The 16698-nt window shown below is 71.2% G+C and carries 16 protein-coding genes; 14 read left to right on the top strand and 2 right to left on the bottom strand.

Features of this window, described 5'->3' with window-relative positions; genetic code table 11:
• The first annotated feature begins 249 nt into the window (after positions 1-249).
• From allB to ADL25_RS22165, 6 genes are all read left to right on the top strand, one after another.
• Positions 250-1590 (top strand): allantoinase AllB, encoded by a 1341-nt coding sequence (gene allB, locus ADL25_RS22190; RefSeq protein ID WP_059129499.1) that lies wholly within the window; start codon positions 250-252, stop codon positions 1588-1590.
• 42 nt (positions 1591-1632) lie between these two features.
• Positions 1633-2772: an allantoicase gene (gene alc / locus ADL25_RS22185; RefSeq protein WP_199839198.1), complete on the top strand. Its 1140-nt coding sequence runs from the start codon at positions 1633-1635 to the stop codon at positions 2770-2772.
• A gap of 344 nt (positions 2773-3116) precedes the next feature.
• Positions 3117-3929: an AIM24 family protein gene (locus tag ADL25_RS22180; RefSeq protein ID WP_079050516.1), complete on the top strand. Its 813-nt coding sequence runs from the start codon at positions 3117-3119 to the stop codon at positions 3927-3929.
• 80 nt (positions 3930-4009) lie between these two features.
• Positions 4010-4636: a dihydrofolate reductase family protein gene (locus tag ADL25_RS22175; RefSeq protein WP_059129497.1), complete on the top strand. Its 627-nt coding sequence runs from the start codon at positions 4010-4012 to the stop codon at positions 4634-4636.
• Between the two features lie 317 nt (positions 4637-4953).
• The gene (locus ADL25_RS22170) at positions 4954-5349 is read left to right on the top strand and encodes a ribonuclease domain-containing protein (protein WP_059129659.1); all 396 of its coding nucleotides are present in this window, start codon (positions 4954-4956) and stop codon (positions 5347-5349) included.
• A 664-nt stretch (positions 5350-6013) separates the two neighbouring features.
• Positions 6014-7267 carry a sensor histidine kinase gene (locus ADL25_RS22165; RefSeq protein WP_234381001.1) on the top strand — a complete coding sequence of 418 codons (1254 nt, stop codon included), beginning with the start codon at positions 6014-6016 and terminating at the stop codon, positions 7265-7267.
• A 28-nt stretch (positions 7268-7295) separates the two neighbouring features.
• On the opposite strand, the gene ADL25_RS22160 is transcribed toward ADL25_RS22165, so the two are convergent.
• Entirely contained in the window at positions 7296-7727 is a 432-nt protein-coding gene (locus tag ADL25_RS22160; RefSeq protein WP_059129496.1) for a GNAT family N-acetyltransferase, read from the bottom strand.
• 160 nt (positions 7728-7887) lie between these two features.
• Between ADL25_RS22160 and ADL25_RS22155 the strand changes: the two genes are divergently transcribed.
• Positions 7888-8559 carry a response regulator gene (locus ADL25_RS22155; RefSeq protein WP_059129495.1) on the top strand — a complete coding sequence of 224 codons (672 nt, stop codon included), beginning with the start codon at positions 7888-7890 and terminating at the stop codon, positions 8557-8559.
• 73 nt (positions 8560-8632) lie between these two features.
• The gene (locus tag ADL25_RS22150) at positions 8633-9811 is read left to right on the top strand and encodes a cytochrome P450 family protein (protein WP_181923185.1); all 1179 of its coding nucleotides are present in this window, start codon (positions 8633-8635) and stop codon (positions 9809-9811) included.
• 94 nt (positions 9812-9905) lie between these two features.
• Here the strand turns inward: ADL25_RS22150 and ADL25_RS22145 are convergent, their stop codons facing one another.
• The gene (locus ADL25_RS22145; protein ID WP_059129494.1) at positions 9906-10916 is read right to left on the bottom strand and encodes a Gfo/Idh/MocA family oxidoreductase; all 1011 of its coding nucleotides are present in this window, start codon (positions 10914-10916) and stop codon (positions 9906-9908) included.
• A 116-nt stretch (positions 10917-11032) separates the two neighbouring features.
• Here ADL25_RS22145 and ADL25_RS22140 point away from each other — a divergent pair, with 116 nt between their 5' ends.
• From ADL25_RS22140 to ADL25_RS22115, 6 genes are all read left to right on the top strand, one after another.
• Positions 11033-11782 (top strand): GntR family transcriptional regulator, encoded by a 750-nt coding sequence (locus tag ADL25_RS22140; protein WP_059129493.1) that lies wholly within the window; start codon positions 11033-11035, stop codon positions 11780-11782.
• 123 nt (positions 11783-11905) lie between these two features.
• Positions 11906-12910, top strand: a complete 1005-nt coding sequence (locus tag ADL25_RS22135) for a sugar ABC transporter substrate-binding protein (protein WP_059129492.1) — start codon at positions 11906-11908, stop codon at positions 12908-12910.
• The gene (locus ADL25_RS22130) at positions 12907-13974 is read left to right on the top strand and encodes an ABC transporter permease (RefSeq protein ID WP_059129491.1); all 1068 of its coding nucleotides are present in this window, start codon (positions 12907-12909) and stop codon (positions 13972-13974) included. Before ADL25_RS22135 ends, ADL25_RS22130 begins: the two co-directional genes overlap by 4 nt.
• Positions 13971-14795: an ATP-binding cassette domain-containing protein gene (locus ADL25_RS22125; RefSeq protein WP_059129490.1), complete on the top strand. Its 825-nt coding sequence runs from the start codon at positions 13971-13973 to the stop codon at positions 14793-14795. Before ADL25_RS22130 ends, ADL25_RS22125 begins: the two co-directional genes overlap by 4 nt.
• A gap of 163 nt (positions 14796-14958) precedes the next feature.
• Positions 14959-16104, top strand: a complete 1146-nt coding sequence (locus ADL25_RS22120; RefSeq protein ID WP_059129489.1) for an ROK family glucokinase — start codon at positions 14959-14961, stop codon at positions 16102-16104.
• Complete coding sequence (locus ADL25_RS22115; RefSeq protein ID WP_234380994.1) at positions 16101-16688, top strand: sugar kinase; 588 nt, start codon at positions 16101-16103, stop codon at positions 16686-16688. The genes ADL25_RS22120 and ADL25_RS22115 overlap by 4 nt, the downstream gene beginning before the upstream one ends.
• The last annotated feature ends 10 nt before the right edge of the window (positions 16689-16698 follow it).

The raw sequence follows: 16698 nt of genomic DNA, 5'->3' as shown, positions 1-16698 counted from the left end.
GGCAGGAAGGGCCAAAGCCTACCCGGCGGGCGGTCGGCTCCCTGGTCCTGGTGCCACCCTGGGGTCTGTTGGGCGGAATTCTAATTCCGCTAAGCGGAAAAGTCCATAGCGGGCGCCTCGGAGGTGATGGAAGGAAGTGTGCCCTTGACGGCGTGGGGGCGGGAGTGAAGACTCCTTCAACAGAACGTTGAAATCCCATGGATGTGCATCCCTTTCCCGGAAGCAGGACGGCGGCAGAGAGGGGCCGGAGTGTCTGACGCTGAACTGGTGCTGCGCTCGAGGCGTGTCATCACACCCGAGGGGACGCGCGCCGCGACGGTCGTGGTCGCCGGGGGGACGATCACGGCGGTTCTGCCGTACGACGCGGAGGTTCCGGCAGGGGCCCTCGTGCAGGACGTCGGCGACGACGTCCTGCTGCCCGGCCTGGTCGACACCCACGTGCACGTCAACGACCCGGGCCGCACGGAGTGGGAGGGCTTCTGGACGGCCACCCGCGCGGCGGCGGCCGGCGGGATCACCACCCTGATCGACATGCCGCTCAACTCGATCCCGCCGACCACCACGGTCGGCCACCTGCGCGTCAAACAGCAGGTCGCGGCCGGCAAGGCGCATGTCGACGTCGGCTTCTGGGGTGGCGCCCTGCCGGACAACGTCAAGGACCTGCGGCCGCTGCACGACGCCGGAGTCTTCGGCTTCAAGGCCTTTCTGGCACCGTCGGGCGTGGACGAGTTCCCCCACCTCGACCAGGAGCGACTCGGCCGCTCCATGGCCGAGATCGCCGGATTCGGCGGACTGCTCGTCGTGCACGCCGAGGACCCGCACCACCTCGCCGCCGCCCCGCAGCAGGGCGGCCCCAGGTACGCCGACTTCCTGGCCTCCCGGCCGCGCGCCGCCGAGGACACGGCCGTGGCACACCTGATCGCGCACGCGAAACGCCTGGACGCGCGGGTACATGTGCTCCACCTGTCCTCCGGCGACGCGCTGCCGCTGATCGCCGAGGCCCGGACCGAGGGCGTCCGGATCACCGTGGAGACGTGCCCGCACTATCTGACCCTCACGGCCGAGGAAGTCCCGGACGGGGCAGCCGAGTTCAAATGCTGCCCGCCGATCCGTGAGGCGGCCAACCAGGACCTGCTGTGGCGGGCGCTGGCGGACGGCACGATCGACTGCGTGGTCACCGACCACTCCCCGTCGACGGCCGACCTGAAGACCGACGACTTCGCCACCTCCTGGGGTGGCATCTCCGGACTGCAGCTGAGCCTGTCCGCGGTGTGGACCGAGGCGCACCGGCGCGGACACGGCCTCGAGGACGTGGTCCGCTGGATGTCCGCACACACGGCACGGCTGGTGGGGCTCGACACGCGCAAGGGAGCCATCGAGGCCGGCCGGGACGCCGATCTCGTGGTGTTCGCCCCCGACGAGACCTTCACCGTGGATCCGGCGGCCCTCCAGCACCGCAACCGGGTGACGGCGTACGCGGGCAGGACCCTGCACGGCGTCGTCAGGGCCACCTGGCTGCGGGGCGAACGCATCGTGAAGGAAGGCGAGTTCACCGAGCCGAAGGGCCGACTGCTCGGCAGGGACGACTGACCCGCGTCCCCGCCCGCAGCCGCCGACTCCCGAAAGGACGACCTGATCACCGTGACCGCGCAGCATCGACCCCAGACGGCCCGCTTCACCGGAGACGCCGACCCGTACGGAGGCGGTGACCCCTACGCGGACTACCGCACCGCCCACTACCCCTTCACCCGCCACGCCGACCTCGCCGACCGGCGGCTCGGTGCCGGTGTCATCGCTGCCAACGACGAGTTCTTCGCCCAGCGCGAGAATCTGCTGGTGCCGGAGCGGGCCGAGTTCGACCCCGGGCACTTCGGGCACAAGGGCAAGGCGATGGACGGCTGGGAGACACGGCGCCGGCGCGGCACCTCGGCCGGGCATCCGTGGCCCGCGGAGCAGGACCATGACTGGGCGCTGGTACGCCTCGGCGCCCCCGGCGTCGTCCGCGGCATCGTGATCGACACGGCCCACTTCCGGGGCAACCACCCGCAGGCGGTGTCCGTCGAGGGCACGTGCGTGCCCGGCTCCCCGTCCCCGGAGGAACTGCTCGGCGACGACATGAAGTGGACGACACTGGTCCCGCGCACTCCCGTCGGCGGCCACGCGGCCAACGGCTTCGAGGTCACCGTCGAACAGCGCTTCACGCACCTGCGTGTCAACCAGCACCCCGACGGCGGCATCGCCCGTCTGCGCGTGTACGGCGAGGTGGTACCGGATCCGGCGTGGCTCGACGTGCTCGGCACGTTCGACGTCGTGGCACTGGAGAACGGGGGCGGGGTGGAGGACGCGTCCGACCTCTTCTACTCGCCCGCGTCCAACACCATTCGGCCGGGCCGCTCCCACAAGATGGACGACGGCTGGGAGACACGGCGCCGCCGCGACCGGGGCAACGACTGGATCCGCTACCGGCTGGCGGCGCAGTCCTTGATCCGTGCGGTCGAGATCGACACGGCCTGTCTGAAGGGCAACGCCGCGGGCTGGGCGTCGGTCTCGGTCAGGGACGGCGAGGACGGCCAGTGGCGCGAGATCCTGCCGCGCACCCGCCTCCAGCCCGACACGAACCACCGGTTCGTCCTGCCGTCGGCCGCCGTCGGTACGCACGCGCGCGTGGACATCTTTCCGGACGGCGGCATCTCACGGCTGCGCCTCTTCGGCTCCCTGACCGCGGAGGGGGCGGCCCGGCTGGCGGCGCGCCACCAGGAGCTGGGCGGCTGACACCGCCGTGCCCGTCCCGGCCCTGCGCCGAGCGACCTGCCGGGACGCGAGGGGGCGATCCGGGGTGCGCGGGTCCTCCGGTGTCCTTGCCGTCGGTACGGGTGGCGGCGAGGTCCTGCGCCGTCGAGGTACCGGTGGGGCGCCGTCGCCGTACCCCTGCCGCGGCTGCCCGTCGCGGACCGGGGCGGCGCGGTTCCCCGTGAGGTGGCGGGCCCGACCCACCCGTGGGCCGGCAGGCGGCCGACGGTGAACGGCGACCGGCCTCGACGGGACGGCTCCGGGGCGCTCAGTGGAACTCGTCACTTTGTGGAACTCTTCGACCCGCCCGTCACGTTCTTTGTCGCGTGACTCTTCAGCAAGAAATCGTCGGCAACGCCATGCAGATGGCGGTCGTCAACCTGCACCCGGGCCAGACCGTGTACTGCGAGGCGGGCAAGTTCCTCTTCAAGACCACGAACGTCACCATGGAGACCCGCCTGTCCGGCCCGTCGAACGGCGGACAACAGCAGGGCGGCGGCGCCGGCGGCATGGGCGGTTTCCTGCGCCAGGCCATGGGGACGGCCGCGCAGGTCGGCCAGCGTGTGCTCGCGGGCGAGTCGCTGGCGTTCCAGTACTTCACCTCGCAGGGCGGCGAGGGCACGGTCGGTTTCGCGGGCGTGCTGCCCGGCGAGATGCGCGCGCTGGAGCTCGACGGGACACGCGCCTGGTTCGCGGAGAAGGACGCCTTCGTGGCGGCCGAGTCGACCGTGAACTTCGGCATCGCCTTCCAGGGCGGACGGACCGGTATGAGCGGCGGCGAGGGTTTCGTCCTGGAGAAGTTCACCGGGCACGGGACGGTGATCATCGCCGGTGCGGGCAATTTCATCGACCTCAACCCCGCGGACTTCGGCGGCCGGATCGAGGTCGACACCGGTTGTGTCGTCGCCTTCGAGGAGGGGATCCAGTACGGCGTCCAGCGCGTCGGCGGCCTCAACCGCCAGGGGATCATGAACATGGTCTTCGGCGGGGAGGGCCTGTCCCTGGCCACCCTGGAGGGCAACGGCCGTGTGATCCTGCAGTCCCTCACCATCGAGAGCCTCGCCAACGCCCTCAAGAAGGCGCAGGGCGGGGACAAGCAGGGGCCGACCGGAGGACTGTTCTCGACGCACGCCGGGTGAGGCGATGAGTTCCGGGTGCCGCCGGGGTCCCAGTCGATGACAACGGACCCCACCCGGACACGAGAAAGCAGGCACCCGACATGGGCAAGCTCGTCGTCACCGCGTTCATCACCCTGGACGGCGTGTACCAGGCGCCCGGCGGCCCGCGGGAGGACCGCGGGGGCGGATTCGAGCAGGGCGGCTGGAGCGTCCCTTACGGGGACGGCGACTTCGGCACGTTCGTGGCCGAGGTCTTCGACCGCTCCGGCGCCTTCCTCCTCGGCCGCCGTACGTACGACATCTTCGCCGCGCACTGGCCCCGAGTGACCGACCCGGCCGATGCCGTCGCCTCGCGGCTCAACTCGCTGCCCAAGTACGTGGTGTCGCAGACCCTCGGTGCCCCTTCCTGGGCCGGCACCACCGTGCTCGGCGGCGATCTCGCAAAGGAGGTGACCGCCGTCAGGGAGCGGACCGAGGGCGAGCTTCAGGTGCACGGCAGCGGTGCCCTCGTCCGGTCGCTGCTCGCGCTCGACCTCGTCGACACCCTGCACCTGGTGACGTTCCCGGTCGTGCTCGGCGCCGGGCGCCGCTTCTTTGCCGAGGGCGCCGTCCCCACCGCGTTCCGACACACCGGTGCGCGCACCACGGGCACAGGTGTCGCCATCCACACCTACGAGCCAGAGGGCCGTCCCCAGTACGGGTCGTACGAGCTTCCGCAGGACGCTTAGGCGCAGATCGTCCGCACCCGTACGGCGATATTTCCGCCCGTGCGGCGGCCCGGGCCGCGCTGCCCAAGCCTGTGAGGAGCTGCGGCCCGCCCGCCGCCGGACCGCCGAGGGGGGTGACGGGCGTCCGCCCGTATCCGGCGGAGCGAACGAGCCCCGGTCCTCGTTCGCTCCGCCGGGCGGCCTGGGCCCCGCACGCCACGCCGGGCGCACGCCCTGCCGTAACCGAGGTTAACTCCCTGAAAATTCCTGGGACTTGTCGTGAAACTCTGTGGAGTTGTCATTGACATGCCATGGTCTACGCGCGTCATCATGACGGCATGCGATTCCCCCCACGCGCAACACGAATCGGCGCCGCGGCCGCTCTTGCGTCCGCACTCCTCATGGGCGCCACCGTCACCGCCACGACCGCAGACGCCGCTGCCGCGTCCGTCGGGAGCATCTGCTATGGCTCCCTGCCCTCCCAGGCGCACGACACCCTGGACCTGATCGACTCGGGCGGCCCCTTCCCGTACCCGCAGGACGGGATCGTCTTCCAGAACCGTGAAGGCGTCCTGCCCAAGCAGTCGAGCGGGTACTACCACGAATACACCGTCAAGACCCCCGGATCCTCCACCCGTGGAGCCCGCCGCATCGTCACCGGCAGGCAGTTCGAGGAGGACTACTACACCTCGGACCACTACGAGACGTTCGATCTGATCGACTTCGGCTGCTGACGACCGGCGGACGATCGGCGGCCGTGCGGCTTGAGCCGGTCCGGCGCGACCCGGCACCGGAAGGGTCGTGCGCCGCGTACATACCGCCCCGCAGCTCTCGTATCCGCTGCGGGGCGGTTGGCGTCCTCGCCCCGTTACGGGCCGCGACGCCCACCCCGTGCCCGAGCGGATCCGCCCTTCGGCGCCCGCCCCTGTATCGGCTCGGGCCCGTCGTCGGGCGCCCGACCTGTCTCCGGTCGGCCGTGTCTCTGCCCGGGCCCGTCGTCGGGCGCCCCGGGTCGGCCCCGTCTCCGCCCGGGCCCGTCGTCCTCCGCCCGTCCCGTCTCCGGTCGGCCCCGTGCCGGGTCGGACCCCTCCGGCCCCTGTCCTCCCCGCCGAGCACGGCATCGGCCGGAAGTACCCCCAGGGCCGGCAGGGGAGGCCCAAAAGTCTGCGGCACTGCGACTTTGGTCTCGGATCGGGGCGCGGGAGAGGATTCCCCGGCCGTCCCCACATAGATTTGTCGACCGTGAACGGAGACGAGTCGGCACGACGCCCGGGGCCCACCGCGCCCCGCCTCGCGGCGGCGGTGGAGGGTGTCAGGGAGGGCCTCGGCCCCCTGCTGACGGGCTGGTCGCGGCATCTGCGGCGGCGGGAGGCACCCGCGGCCCCCACGGCGCTGCCCGTGCCCGTGCCTCTGGAGGGGACGACCGCGAACGGGCTGCCCCGGCACCGCTGGTTCCTGCCCTCCGCCGTGATCGCGGAACTGGATCCCGAGGCCGGCGGCCGGCGGGGCCGCCCCCGCCGTACCGTACGGGACTGGGCCGTCGACCTCGGGGCCTTCTTCCTCGCGGTGCTCCTCGCCTTCGCCGCCGGGGTCTCGGTGGAGCAGAGCCCCCACACCTCGCACCAGGTCGTGGCGATGGACGTGGGTCTTGGCGCCCTGGCCTGCCTGGCCCTCTGGCTGCGCCGCCGATGGCCGCTCGGGCTCGCGGTGGCGATGCTTCCGCTGGGTCTGCTCTCCGACAGCGCGGGTGGTGCGAGCATGATCGCCCTGTTCACCGTCGCCGTGCACCGGCCCTTCAAGTACTCCGCCTGGATCGGCGCCGCCCAGCTCGCGATCATCCCGTTGTTCTACTGGATACGCCCGGACCATGACATTCCGTACCTGGTCACCGTGGCCGTCGCAACTCTGATCACGACCGGGGTCGTCGGCTGGGGCCTGTTCGTGCGCTCCAAGCGGCAGCTCATGCTGAGCCTGCGGGACCGGGCCCGGCGGGCCGAGACGGAGGCGGCTCTGCGGGCCGAGCAGGCCCAGCGGCTCGCCCGGGAGGCGATCGCGCGTGAGATGCACGACGTCCTGGCGCACCGGCTGACGTTGCTGAGCGTGCACGCGGGCGCACTGGAGTTCCGCCCGGACGCGCCCCAGGAGGAGATCGCCCGGGCGGCCGGGGTGATCCGGGAGAGCGCGCACGACGCGCTGCAGGACCTGCGGGAGATCATCGGGGTGCTGCGGGCCGGTGACTCCGACGACGCCGGACGCCCGCAGCCGACGCTCGCCGCGCTCGACGCCCTGGTCGCCGAGTCCCGCGAGGCCGGCATGAAGGTCGTCCTCGACCATCGGGTCTCCGACGCTTCCGCAGTGCCCGCCTCGGTGGGCCGCACCGCCTACCGCATCGCCCAGGAGGGCCTGACCAACGCGCGCAAACACGCCCCCGGCGCCGAGGTCACCGTGACGGTCGCGGGCACGCCCGGAGACAGCCTCACCGTGACGGTGCGCAACCCGGAGCCGCCCGGCGCGGTCCCGCACGTCCCCGGTTCCGGCCAGGGACTGATCGGCCTGGCCGAACGCGCCACTCTGGCCGGCGGACGACTGGAGCACGGCGCCGGGACCGACGGCGGCTTCCGGGTGCACGCGTGGCTTCCCTGGCCTGCGTGAGCACGGCGGCCGGGCCGCAGGGTGCGGCTCAGGGCAGCCGGAGGGTGTGCCACACCTCGTCGACGCCGGCCACGTAGCGGTCCACCTCGACGAAGCCGCGCCGGTGGGCGAACCGCAGTCCGTCCTCGTTGGTGCCGAGCACGATCGTCTCGATCACCTCGGCACCCAGCCGTCGTGCCAGCTCGGCGCCGCGGTCGTAGAGCTGCCCGCCGAACCCCCGCCTCCGGTGGCCGGGCAGGACCCGGGCGATGACCGTGGCAGTGCCGTCCCGCGGAGGGCGCACGGTCGAGCAGCCCACGAGGACCTCGCCCAGATACGCCACCTCCAGCTGATGGCGCGCCATGCGCTCGCGAACGTCATCCGGGGAGAGCGGGTCCGCGGGGATGATCTTGTTGTGGACGTACCGCCAGTCCTCGAGTTTGCTGTCGTCGTGCGGTTGTTCGAAGTGAAGGGTCGGCATCGCAGCAGGAAACCGGGTGCGCTCGGCCCGAGTCAATCGAAATCCACGGCGTCACACGGCGGTTCGGGCCGGTCCCCGGCCGCATCGCGGCGCCCGTCGCGGCCCGCCGGAGCGGCGATCCCTGTCATGCACGAGGCGGCCGGTGCATACGGTAGGGAGCATGACCGCGATCCGACTGCTCCTCGTCGACGACGACCCCCTCGTGCGGGCCGGCCTGTCCTTCATGATGGGTGGTGCCGACGACATCGAGATCGTCGGCGAGGCTGCCGACGGCAGTGAGGTCGGGCAACTCGTCGCGCGCACCCGGCCCGACGTCGTCCTCATGGACATCCGGATGCCGACCGTCGACGGACTCGCCGCGACAGAGCTGCTGCGCAGCCGCCCGGACGCGCCTCAGGTCGTGGTCCTCACCACCTTCCACGCCGACGAGCAGGTGCTGCGGGCGCTGCGTGCCGGCGCGGCCGGGTTCGTCCTCAAGGACACCCCGCCCGCCGAGATACTGGACGCGGTACGGCGGGTCGCGGCGGGCGACCCGGTCCTGTCACCCGCGGTCACCCGTCAGCTGATGGCGCACGCCGTCGGAACCGGGGCCGACACCCGGCGTCATACGGCCCGAGAGCGGATCGCGGCGCTCGGGGAGCGCGAACGGGAGGTCGCGGTCGCGGTCGGCCGCGGCGCGTCGAACGCCGAGATCGCCACCCAGTTGTTCATGAGCGTCGCCACGGTCAAGACACACGTCTCGCGCGTCCTCGCCAAACTGGGTCTCAACAACCGCGTGCAGATCGCCCTGCTGACGTACGACGCGGGACTGCTCGACGAACCCGGGCACTGATCGCGCACGCCGTCCGTTCTCCGGGGGGCGCGTTGACGGACCGGTTGCCGACGAACGGGCGGGGAGAGCGGGCATGGCCGTGATCGATCTGGGGGCCTACGGGCCGGGCTTCACGCGGGATCCGTATCCGGTCTACGCCGAGCTGCGGGCGCGCGGGCCGGTGCACCGGGTGCGGACGCCGCCGCCCGAGGCGTACGAGGGCTGGCTGATCGTGGGACACGACGAGGCGCGGGCGGCGCTGACCGATCCCAGACTGTCCAAGGACAGCACCAAGAGAGGGCTGGTCAGCCGCGAGGACGGGCTGATGGGCCGGCATGTGCTGATCGTCGACCCGCCGGAGCACACCCGGCTGCGGTCCCTCGTCGCCCGGTCCTTCACCATGCGCCGCGTTGAGGCGCTGCGCCCGCGCGTCCAGCAGATCACCGACGAACTGCTCGCGCAGATGCTGCCGAAGGGCCGGGCCGATCTGGTCGAGGCCCTCGCCTATCCGCTCCCCATCACCGTCATCTGCGAACTGCTCGGCGTCCCGGACATCGACCGGGTTGCCTTCCGCTCCCTGTCGAACGAGATCGTGACCCCGACCAGTTGGGAGGCCGAACTCGCCGCGGTGCGGCGACTCGCCTCGTACCTGGACGAACTGATCGAGGACAAGCGGTGCGCGGCCCCCGCCGACGACCTGCTCAGCGACCTTCTGCGCACCCGGGCCGAGGACGGCGACCGGCTCTCCGGCAGCGAACTGCGCGCGATGGCCTTCATCCTGCTGATCGCGGGCCACGAGACCACGGTCAACCTGATCACCAACGGTGTGCACACCCTGCTCACGCACCCTGACCAACTGTCCGCCCTGCGCGCCGACATGACCCTTCTCGACGGCGCCGTCGAGGAGCTGCTGCGCTTCGAGGGACCGGTGGAGACGGCGACGTACCGCTACGCCTCGGAGTCGATGGAGATCGCCGGTACGGCCATCGGCGAGGGCGACACGGTCATCGTCGGGCTCGACGCCGCGGGGCGTGACGCGGTGCGCTTCCCCGACCCCGACCGCTTCGACATCCACCGGGCCCCGCAGGGCCACCTCGCCTTCGGGCACGGCATCCACTACTGCCTGGGGTCGCCCCTGGCCCGTCTCGAGGCGCGTGTCGCGCTGGGTACCCTGCTCGAGCGCTGTCCGGATCTGGCCCTGGACGGTCCGCCCGGTCCGTGGCTGCCGGGGATGCTCATGCGTGGGGTGCGGAGCCTGCCGGTGCGCTGGTAGCCGGCGACGGGCGGGACGGCGCGGCGCGGCGCGGTGGCCGGTCCGGTCCGGACCGGCGGGAGGGCGCGGCGGTTCGGCCGTCATGCCCGGCCCGTCACTCGTGGGCGCCCGCGATCTCGGCGAGGCTCACCGGGCGGCGCTCGTGACGGGAGAGCTCGCAGGCCTCCGCGATGCGCAGGGCCCGCAGTGCCTCGTGGCCGTCGCACGGGTTGGCCCGCTCACCGCGCACCACCTGCACGAACGCGGCGAGTTCGGCCTCGTACGCGGGCGCGAAGCGCTCCAGGAAGCCGGTCCACGGTTTGACCGCGGGCGGCGGCCCCTCCGGCTCGGTCGACGTGATCGGGGTCCGGTCGTCCAGTCCGACCGCGACCGTGTCCAGCTCGCCCGCCAACTCCATGCGGACGTCGTAGCCGGCGCCGTTGGTGCGGGTCGCCGTCGCCGTGGCCAGGGTGCCGTCGTCCAGGGTGAGCACGGCCGCGGCCGTGTCGACGTCGTTCGCCTCGCGGTACATCGGCCCGCCGGCGTCGGTCCCGGTCGCGTAGACCTCGACGACCTCGCGGCCGGTCACCCAGCGCGTCATGTCGAAGTCGTGGACGAGGCAGTCGCGGTAGATGCCGCCGGAGACCGGAAGGTATAAGGCGGACGGCGGCGCCTGGTCGGCCGTCATCGCCCGGACCGTGTGCAGCCGTCCGAGGCTGCCGGCGCGCACGACCTCGCGCGCGGTCGCGTAACCCTCGTCGAAGCGGCGCTGGAAGCCCATCTGCAGGACCGTTCCGGCGGCGTCGACCTCGGCCAGCGCTTCCAGCGTCCCCGGCAGGTCGACGGCGATGGGCTTCTCGCAGAACACGGGGAGGCCGGACCGCGCTGCCCGACCGATCAGTTCGCCGTGCGCCGCGGTCGCCGCGGTGATGACGACGGCGTCCACGCCCCAGACGAAGATCTCGTTCACCCCCGGCGCCGCTGTCTCCCCGAGACGGTCCGCGAGCGTATGGGCCCGGTCCCGGTCCACGTCGGTGATGATGAGTGAACCGACGTCACGGTGGCGACTGAGCGAGGTCGCGTGGAACGTGCCGATGCGGCCCGCTCCGATGAGTCCGATGCGCATGGGAACAACGTGGAGGCGCGTCCCCCACCGTGTCAATGCTTTGTCCGGACAATCTGACTACACAACTTCCCGTCAACAGGCACCGGAGCTACGCTCGGGCCGTGCCGAAACCAGATGTGGATCCGACCGCCTCGCTCCAGCTCAGCGTCGACCGGAACAGTCCGGTTCCGCTCTACTTCCAGCTCTCCCAGCAACTGGAGGCCGCGATCGAGCACGGGAAGCTCACTCCGGGCAGTCTGCTGGGCAACGAGATCGAACTGGCCGCGCGGCTCGGCCTGTCACGGCCCACCGTCCGCCAGGCCATCCAGTCGCTCGTCGACAAGGGCCTGCTGGTGCGCCGCCGCGGTGTCGGCACGCAGGTCGTGCACAGCCAGGTCAAGCGCCCGCTGGAGCTGAGCAGCCTGTACGACGACCTGGAGGCGGCGGGGCAGCGCCCCGCGACCCGCGTCCTCGTCAACACCCTGGAGTCGGCCTCCACCGAGGTCGCCGCCGCGCTCGGGGTGCCCGAGGGCACGGAGGTCCACCGGATCGAGCGGTTGCGGCTCGCGCACGGTGAGCCGATGGCCCACCTGTGCAACTTCCTGCCGAAGGACCTGCTCTCTCTCGAGACCGGACAGCTCGAGTCCACCGGCCTGTACCGGCTCATGCGCTCCGCGGGCATCACCCTGCACAGCGCCAGGCAGTCCATCGGGGCCCGGGTCGCCACCGAGGCCGAGGGCGAGCGACTCGGCGAGCCGGAGGGCGCCCCGCTGCTCACCATGCAGCGCACCACTTTCGACGACACCGGGCGTGCGGTCGAGTTCGGCACCCATGTCTACCGGGCCTCGCGCTACTCGTTCGAGTTCCAGCTCCTCGTGCGCTCCTGACCCGACGGTGGCGTACGTCACCGTGTCGCCATTGCCTCATCAGGGCCCTGACCTGCGACGTCGATGCGCAGTCCGTGATACTTGGTAGTTCCAAGCGACACTACGCAAGAAGGGCACGGCCTCGTGGCACGGACTCGGACCTGGGCAACCATCGCGCTGACAGGGGCGCTCGGCCTATCCCTCGCGGGGTGCAGCAGCCATGGAGGGCAGCGCGCCGAGGACGCCCGCAAGGCCGCCACCGCGCAGGGCCGGGCCGCAGTGGACACCCCCCGCTGGACCTTCGCGATGATCACTCATTCGGGTGATGGTGACACCTTCTGGGACATCGTGCAGAGCGGCGCCCGGCAGGCCGCCGTCAAGGACAACATCGACTTCCTGTACTCGCACGACGCCAACGCCCAGCAGCAGGCCCAGCTCGTGGACGCCGCGATCGACCAGAAGGTCGACGGCATCATCGTCACGCTGGCGAAGCCCGACGCGATGAAGGCCGCCGTCGCCCGCGCCGAGAAGGCCGGCATCCCGGTCGTCACGGTGAACTCCGGCTCCGCGGAGTCCAAGGCCTTCGGAGCGCTCGTCCACATAGGCCAGGACGAGACGATCGCGGGCGAGGCCGTCGGCGACGAGCTCAACAAGCGGGGCAGGACCAAGGCCCTGTGCGTCCTGCACGAGCAGGGCAACGTGGGCCACGAGCAGCGCTGCGCGGGTGTGCGCAAGACCTTCCACGGCACCGTGGAGAACCTCTACGTCAACGGCACCAACATGCCGGACGTGCAGTCCGCCGTCGAGGCGAGGCTCCAGTCGGACAAGTCCGTGGACGCGGTCGTCACGCTCGGCGCTCCCTACGCCGACACGGCGGCCAAGGCCAAGGCCGATGCCGGAAACCGGGCGGAGATCGACACCTTCGACCTGAACGCCAAGGTGGCGGGTGAGCTGAAGGACGGCACCCTCGGCTTCGCCGTCGACCAGCAGCCCTACCTCCAGGGCTACGAGGCGGTCGACCAGCTCTGGCTCTACAAGTACAACGCCAACGCTCTCGGCGGTGGCAAGCCCGTGCTGACCGGACCGCAGATCGTCACCGGGGACCAGGCCTCGGCCCTCGAGCAGTACACGAAGCGGGGCACGCGATGACCGTCACGTCACCGGCATCCGCGCCGGACACGCACCAGGGGCCGGCGTCCGACGAGCGGCTCCTCGGGACCTCACCGCTCAAGAGGCTCCTCAGCCGGCCGGAACTGGGCTCGGTCGTGGGAGCGCTCGCCGTCTTCGGCTTCTTCGCGCTCGTCGCAGAAAGCTTTCTGCGGGCCTCGAGCCTGAGCACCGTCCTGTACGCGGCCTCGACGATCGGCATCATGGCCGTCCCGGTGGCGCTGCTGATGATCGGCGGGGAGTTCGACCTCTCCGCCGGAGTCCTCGTGACGACGTCCGCGCTGGCCTCGTCGATCTTCAGCTACCGGATGACCGCGAACGTCTGGGTCGGCGTCGGCGTGTCCCTGCTGTTCACGCTCGCGATCGGCGCCTTCAACGGGCTTGTGCTCGCCCGCACGAAACTGCCGAGCTTCATCGTCACGCTCGGGACGTTCCTGATGCTGGCCGGCCTGAACCTCGGATGCACCAAGCTGTTCAGCGAGACGGTCTCCACCAAGTCGATCTCGGACATGGACGGCTTCTCCTCGGCCAGGGCGGTGTTCGCGTCCACGGTCACGATCGGCGGTGTCGCCTTCAAGATCACCATCCTGTGGTGGATCGTCCTGGTCGCCCTGGCCTCCTGGGTCCTGCTGCGCACCCGCGCCGGCAACTGGATCTTCGCGGTCGGCGGCAACAAGGACGCGGCCCGCGCGGTCGGCGTCCCGGTCGGCAGGACCAGGACCGGCCTCTACATGGGTGTCGCCCTCGGGGCCTGGATCTCCGGTCAGCACCTGCTCTTCTCATACGACGTCGTGCAGTCCGGTGAGGGTGTCGGCAACGAGCTGATCTACATCATCGCGGCCGTCATCGGCGGCTGCCTGATCACCGGCGGCTACGGATCCGCCGTCGGCTCGGCGGTCGGCGCCCTGATCTTCGGCATGACCAGCAAGGGCATCGTCTTCGCCCAGTGGAACCCCGACTGGTTCAAGTTCTTCCTCGGAGCGATGCTGCTCCTCGCGACCCTGCTCAACGCCTGGGTCCGCAAGCGCGCGGAGGCCACGACATGACGGACGTCACGGAGCGCACCGCGCTCGTCCACCTCGAGGACGTCGGCAAGCACTACGGCAACGTCCGCGCCCTCGACGGGGTGTCCCTGGAGGTCCACGCGGGCGAGATCACCTGCGTACTCGGCGACAACGGCGCGGGCAAGTCGACCCTCATCAAGATCGTCGCAGGGCTTCACCGGCACGACGCCGGGACCTTCCGCATCGAGGGGGAGGAGAGCGGCCTGTCCTCCCCGCGCGAGGCCCTGGACCGGGGCATCGCCACCGTCCACCAGGATCTGGCGGTGGTCCCGCTCATGCCGGTCTGGCGCAACTTCTTCCTCGGTTCGGAGCCGCGCAAGGGCTTCGGCCCCTTCAAGCGCCTGGACGTCGACCTCATGCGGCGCACGACGCGTGAGCAGCTCTTGCGCATGGGCATCGACCTGCGCGACGTCGACCAGCCCATCGGCACCCTGTCGGGTGGTGAACGCCAGTGCGTGGCCATCGCACGGGCGGTGTATTTCGGGGCCAAGGTGCTGATCCTCGACGAGCCCACGGCGGCCCTCGGAGTGAAGCAGTCCGGCATGGTCCTGAAATATGTGGCCGCCGCACGGGACGAGGGCCTGGGCGTTGTGTTCATCACTCACAACCCCCACCACGCGTACCTCGTGGGCGACCGTTTTGTGCTGCTCAAGCGCGGCACCATGGTGGGGAGCCACACCCGCGAGGAGATCACCGTGGATGAGCTGGCGCGCCAGATGGCGGGCGGCAACGAACTGGATGATCTGCGCCATGAACTCGAGCGCACACCGCACGGGGGCGAACGTCAGGACGCGGGGCGGTGACGCCGCGTCGTCCCGCCGCATCCGCGGGTCCGGCCACGACGGACGTGCGGATGCGGCGCGGGGCCGCGTCGCCACGGCCCGGTGCCGGGTCGCCACGGCCCGGTGCCGGGTGCGAGGGCTCCGCGATGCAAGCCGGTGGGGGCGTAAGGCAGAATCGGGCGCGATGAGCACCTACCGCGACTTCACCCACCGCGGCTCCGCCCGGGCCACCGTCCTGCGGACCGTCGGCACGCGCGAGCGCCGTTCCCACCTGACCGCGCCCCGCGTCCCCACGGTCGGCATCGACATCGGCGGCACGAAGGTGATGGCGGGCGTCGTCGACGCCGACGGCAAGATCCTGGAGAAGCTCCGCACCGAGACGCCGGACAAGTCCAAGAGCCCGAAGGTCGTCGAGGACACCATCGTCGAGCTGGTCCTGGACCTCTCCGACCGGCACGACGTGCACGCCGTCGGCATCGGAGCGGCCGGCTGGGTGGACGCGGACCGCAACCGCGTGCTGTTCGCCCCGCACCTGTCCTGGCGCAACGAACCGCTGCGCGACCGCCTCGCCGGGCGGCTCGCCGTGCCCGTCCTGGTCGACAACGACGCCAACTCCGCAGCCTGGGCCGAGTGGCGCTTCGGCGCCGGCCGTGACGAGGACCATCTCGTCATGATCACCCTCGGTACCGGCATCGGCGGCGCCATCCTGGAGGACGGCCAGGTCAAGCGCGGCAAGTTCGGAGTGGCCGGCGAGTTCGGCCATATGCAGGTCGTGCCGGGCGGGCACCGCTGCCCGTGCGGGAACCGCGGCTGCTGGGAGCAGTACAGCTCCGGCAACGCCCTGGTCCGCGAGGCCAGGGAGCTCGCCGCGGCGGACTCCCCGGTCGCGTACGGGATCATCGAGCACGTCAAGGGCAACATCTCCGACATCAGCGGCCCGATGATCACCGAGCTCGCCCGCGAGGGCGACGCGATGTGCATCGAGCTGCTCCAGGACATCGGCCAGTGGCTCGGCGTCGGGATCGCCAACCTCGCGGCGGCCCTGGACCCCTCCTGCTTCGTGATCGGCGGCGGGGTGAGCGCGGCGGACGACCTGCTGATCGGACCCGCCCGGGACGCCTTCAGACGCCATCTGACGGGCCGCGGTTACCGCCCCGAGGCCCGCATCACGCGTGCCCAGCTCGGTCCCGAGGCCGGCATGGTCGGAGCCGCGGACCTGGCCCGGCTCGTCGCCCGCCGGTTCCGGCGCGCCAACCGTCGCCGGGTCGAGCGGTACGAGCGCTACGAGCGGTTCGCGGAGGGCCGCCGCAGCGCCAAGGGGACGCTGTGACGGCCGCCGTGTCGATACCGCGCCAGTCCTCGCCGCCTGACGAGCCCCCGGGGCCTCCGGAGGGCGGGTGGCACAAGTTCCGCCGCCGGGCGCTGACGCTGCTGATCATCGTGCTGCTCATCGGCGTGCCCGCCGGCTATCTGGTGATCTCCGCGAACCAGAGCCGCAACAGCGGCAAGGACAAGGAGGCGAAGTACTCGGCGACCGGACTGACCGCGGGGTGGCCCTCGCGCGTGCAGCGCCGCCTGTACCAGGTGACGATTCCGAAGGGCGCCACGAACGTCGCGTACTACGAGACGAACAACTGGAAGACCAGCCGGCTGTACGTGCAGTTCGACACGGACGACGCCGGTCTGACCCGGTTCCTCGGCCACCTCAAGACGTCACAGGCCGCCCTGAAGAAGGACGACATCGCCATCAACGAGCGCGACCAGAAGATCGTCGGCTGGTCCTTCACGGCACCGGGCTCCTGGTACGGCCTCGTCCACAAGCAGAAGAACCCGGCTCCCACCCTGGACATCGTGGTGAACAAGGAGCATCCCCTGCAGCCCACGGTGTACGTGGTGTCGCGCACGATCCCCTGACGGTCCCGCG

The sequence above is a fragment of the Streptomyces sp. NRRL F-5122 genome (assembly GCF_001507435.1).
GTDB classification, from domain to species: domain Bacteria; phylum Actinomycetota; class Actinomycetes; order Streptomycetales; family Streptomycetaceae; genus Streptomyces; species Streptomyces lannensis.
This window is presented reverse-complemented; position numbering and strand designations above follow the sequence as displayed.

Excerpts from the sequence above, each read along its gene's own strand:
- ADL25_RS22170 (WP_059129659.1), top strand. The coding sequence starts at position 4,954 with ATGCGATTCCCCCCACGCGCAACACGAATCGGCGCCGCGGCCGCTCTT.
- ADL25_RS22150 (WP_181923185.1), top strand. The coding sequence starts at position 8,633 with ATGGCCGTGATCGATCTGGGGGCCTACGGGCCGGGCTTCACGCGGGAT.
- ADL25_RS22125 (WP_059129490.1), top strand. The coding sequence starts at position 13,971 with ATGACGGACGTCACGGAGCGCACCGCGCTCGTCCACCTCGAGGACGTC.
- ADL25_RS22175 (WP_059129497.1), top strand. The coding sequence starts at position 4,010 with ATGGGCAAGCTCGTCGTCACCGCGTTCATCACCCTGGACGGCGTGTAC.
- ADL25_RS22130 (WP_059129491.1), top strand. The coding sequence starts at position 12,907 with ATGACCGTCACGTCACCGGCATCCGCGCCGGACACGCACCAGGGGCCG.
- ADL25_RS22120 (WP_059129489.1), top strand. The coding sequence starts at position 14,959 with ATGAGCACCTACCGCGACTTCACCCACCGCGGCTCCGCCCGGGCCACC.
- ADL25_RS22145 (WP_059129494.1), bottom strand. The coding sequence starts at position 10,916 with ATGCGCATCGGACTCATCGGAGCGGGCCGCATCGGCACGTTCCACGCG.
- ADL25_RS22155 (WP_059129495.1), top strand. The coding sequence starts at position 7,888 with ATGACCGCGATCCGACTGCTCCTCGTCGACGACGACCCCCTCGTGCGG.
- ADL25_RS22160 (WP_059129496.1), bottom strand. The coding sequence starts at position 7,727 with ATGCCGACCCTTCACTTCGAACAACCGCACGACGACAGCAAACTCGAG.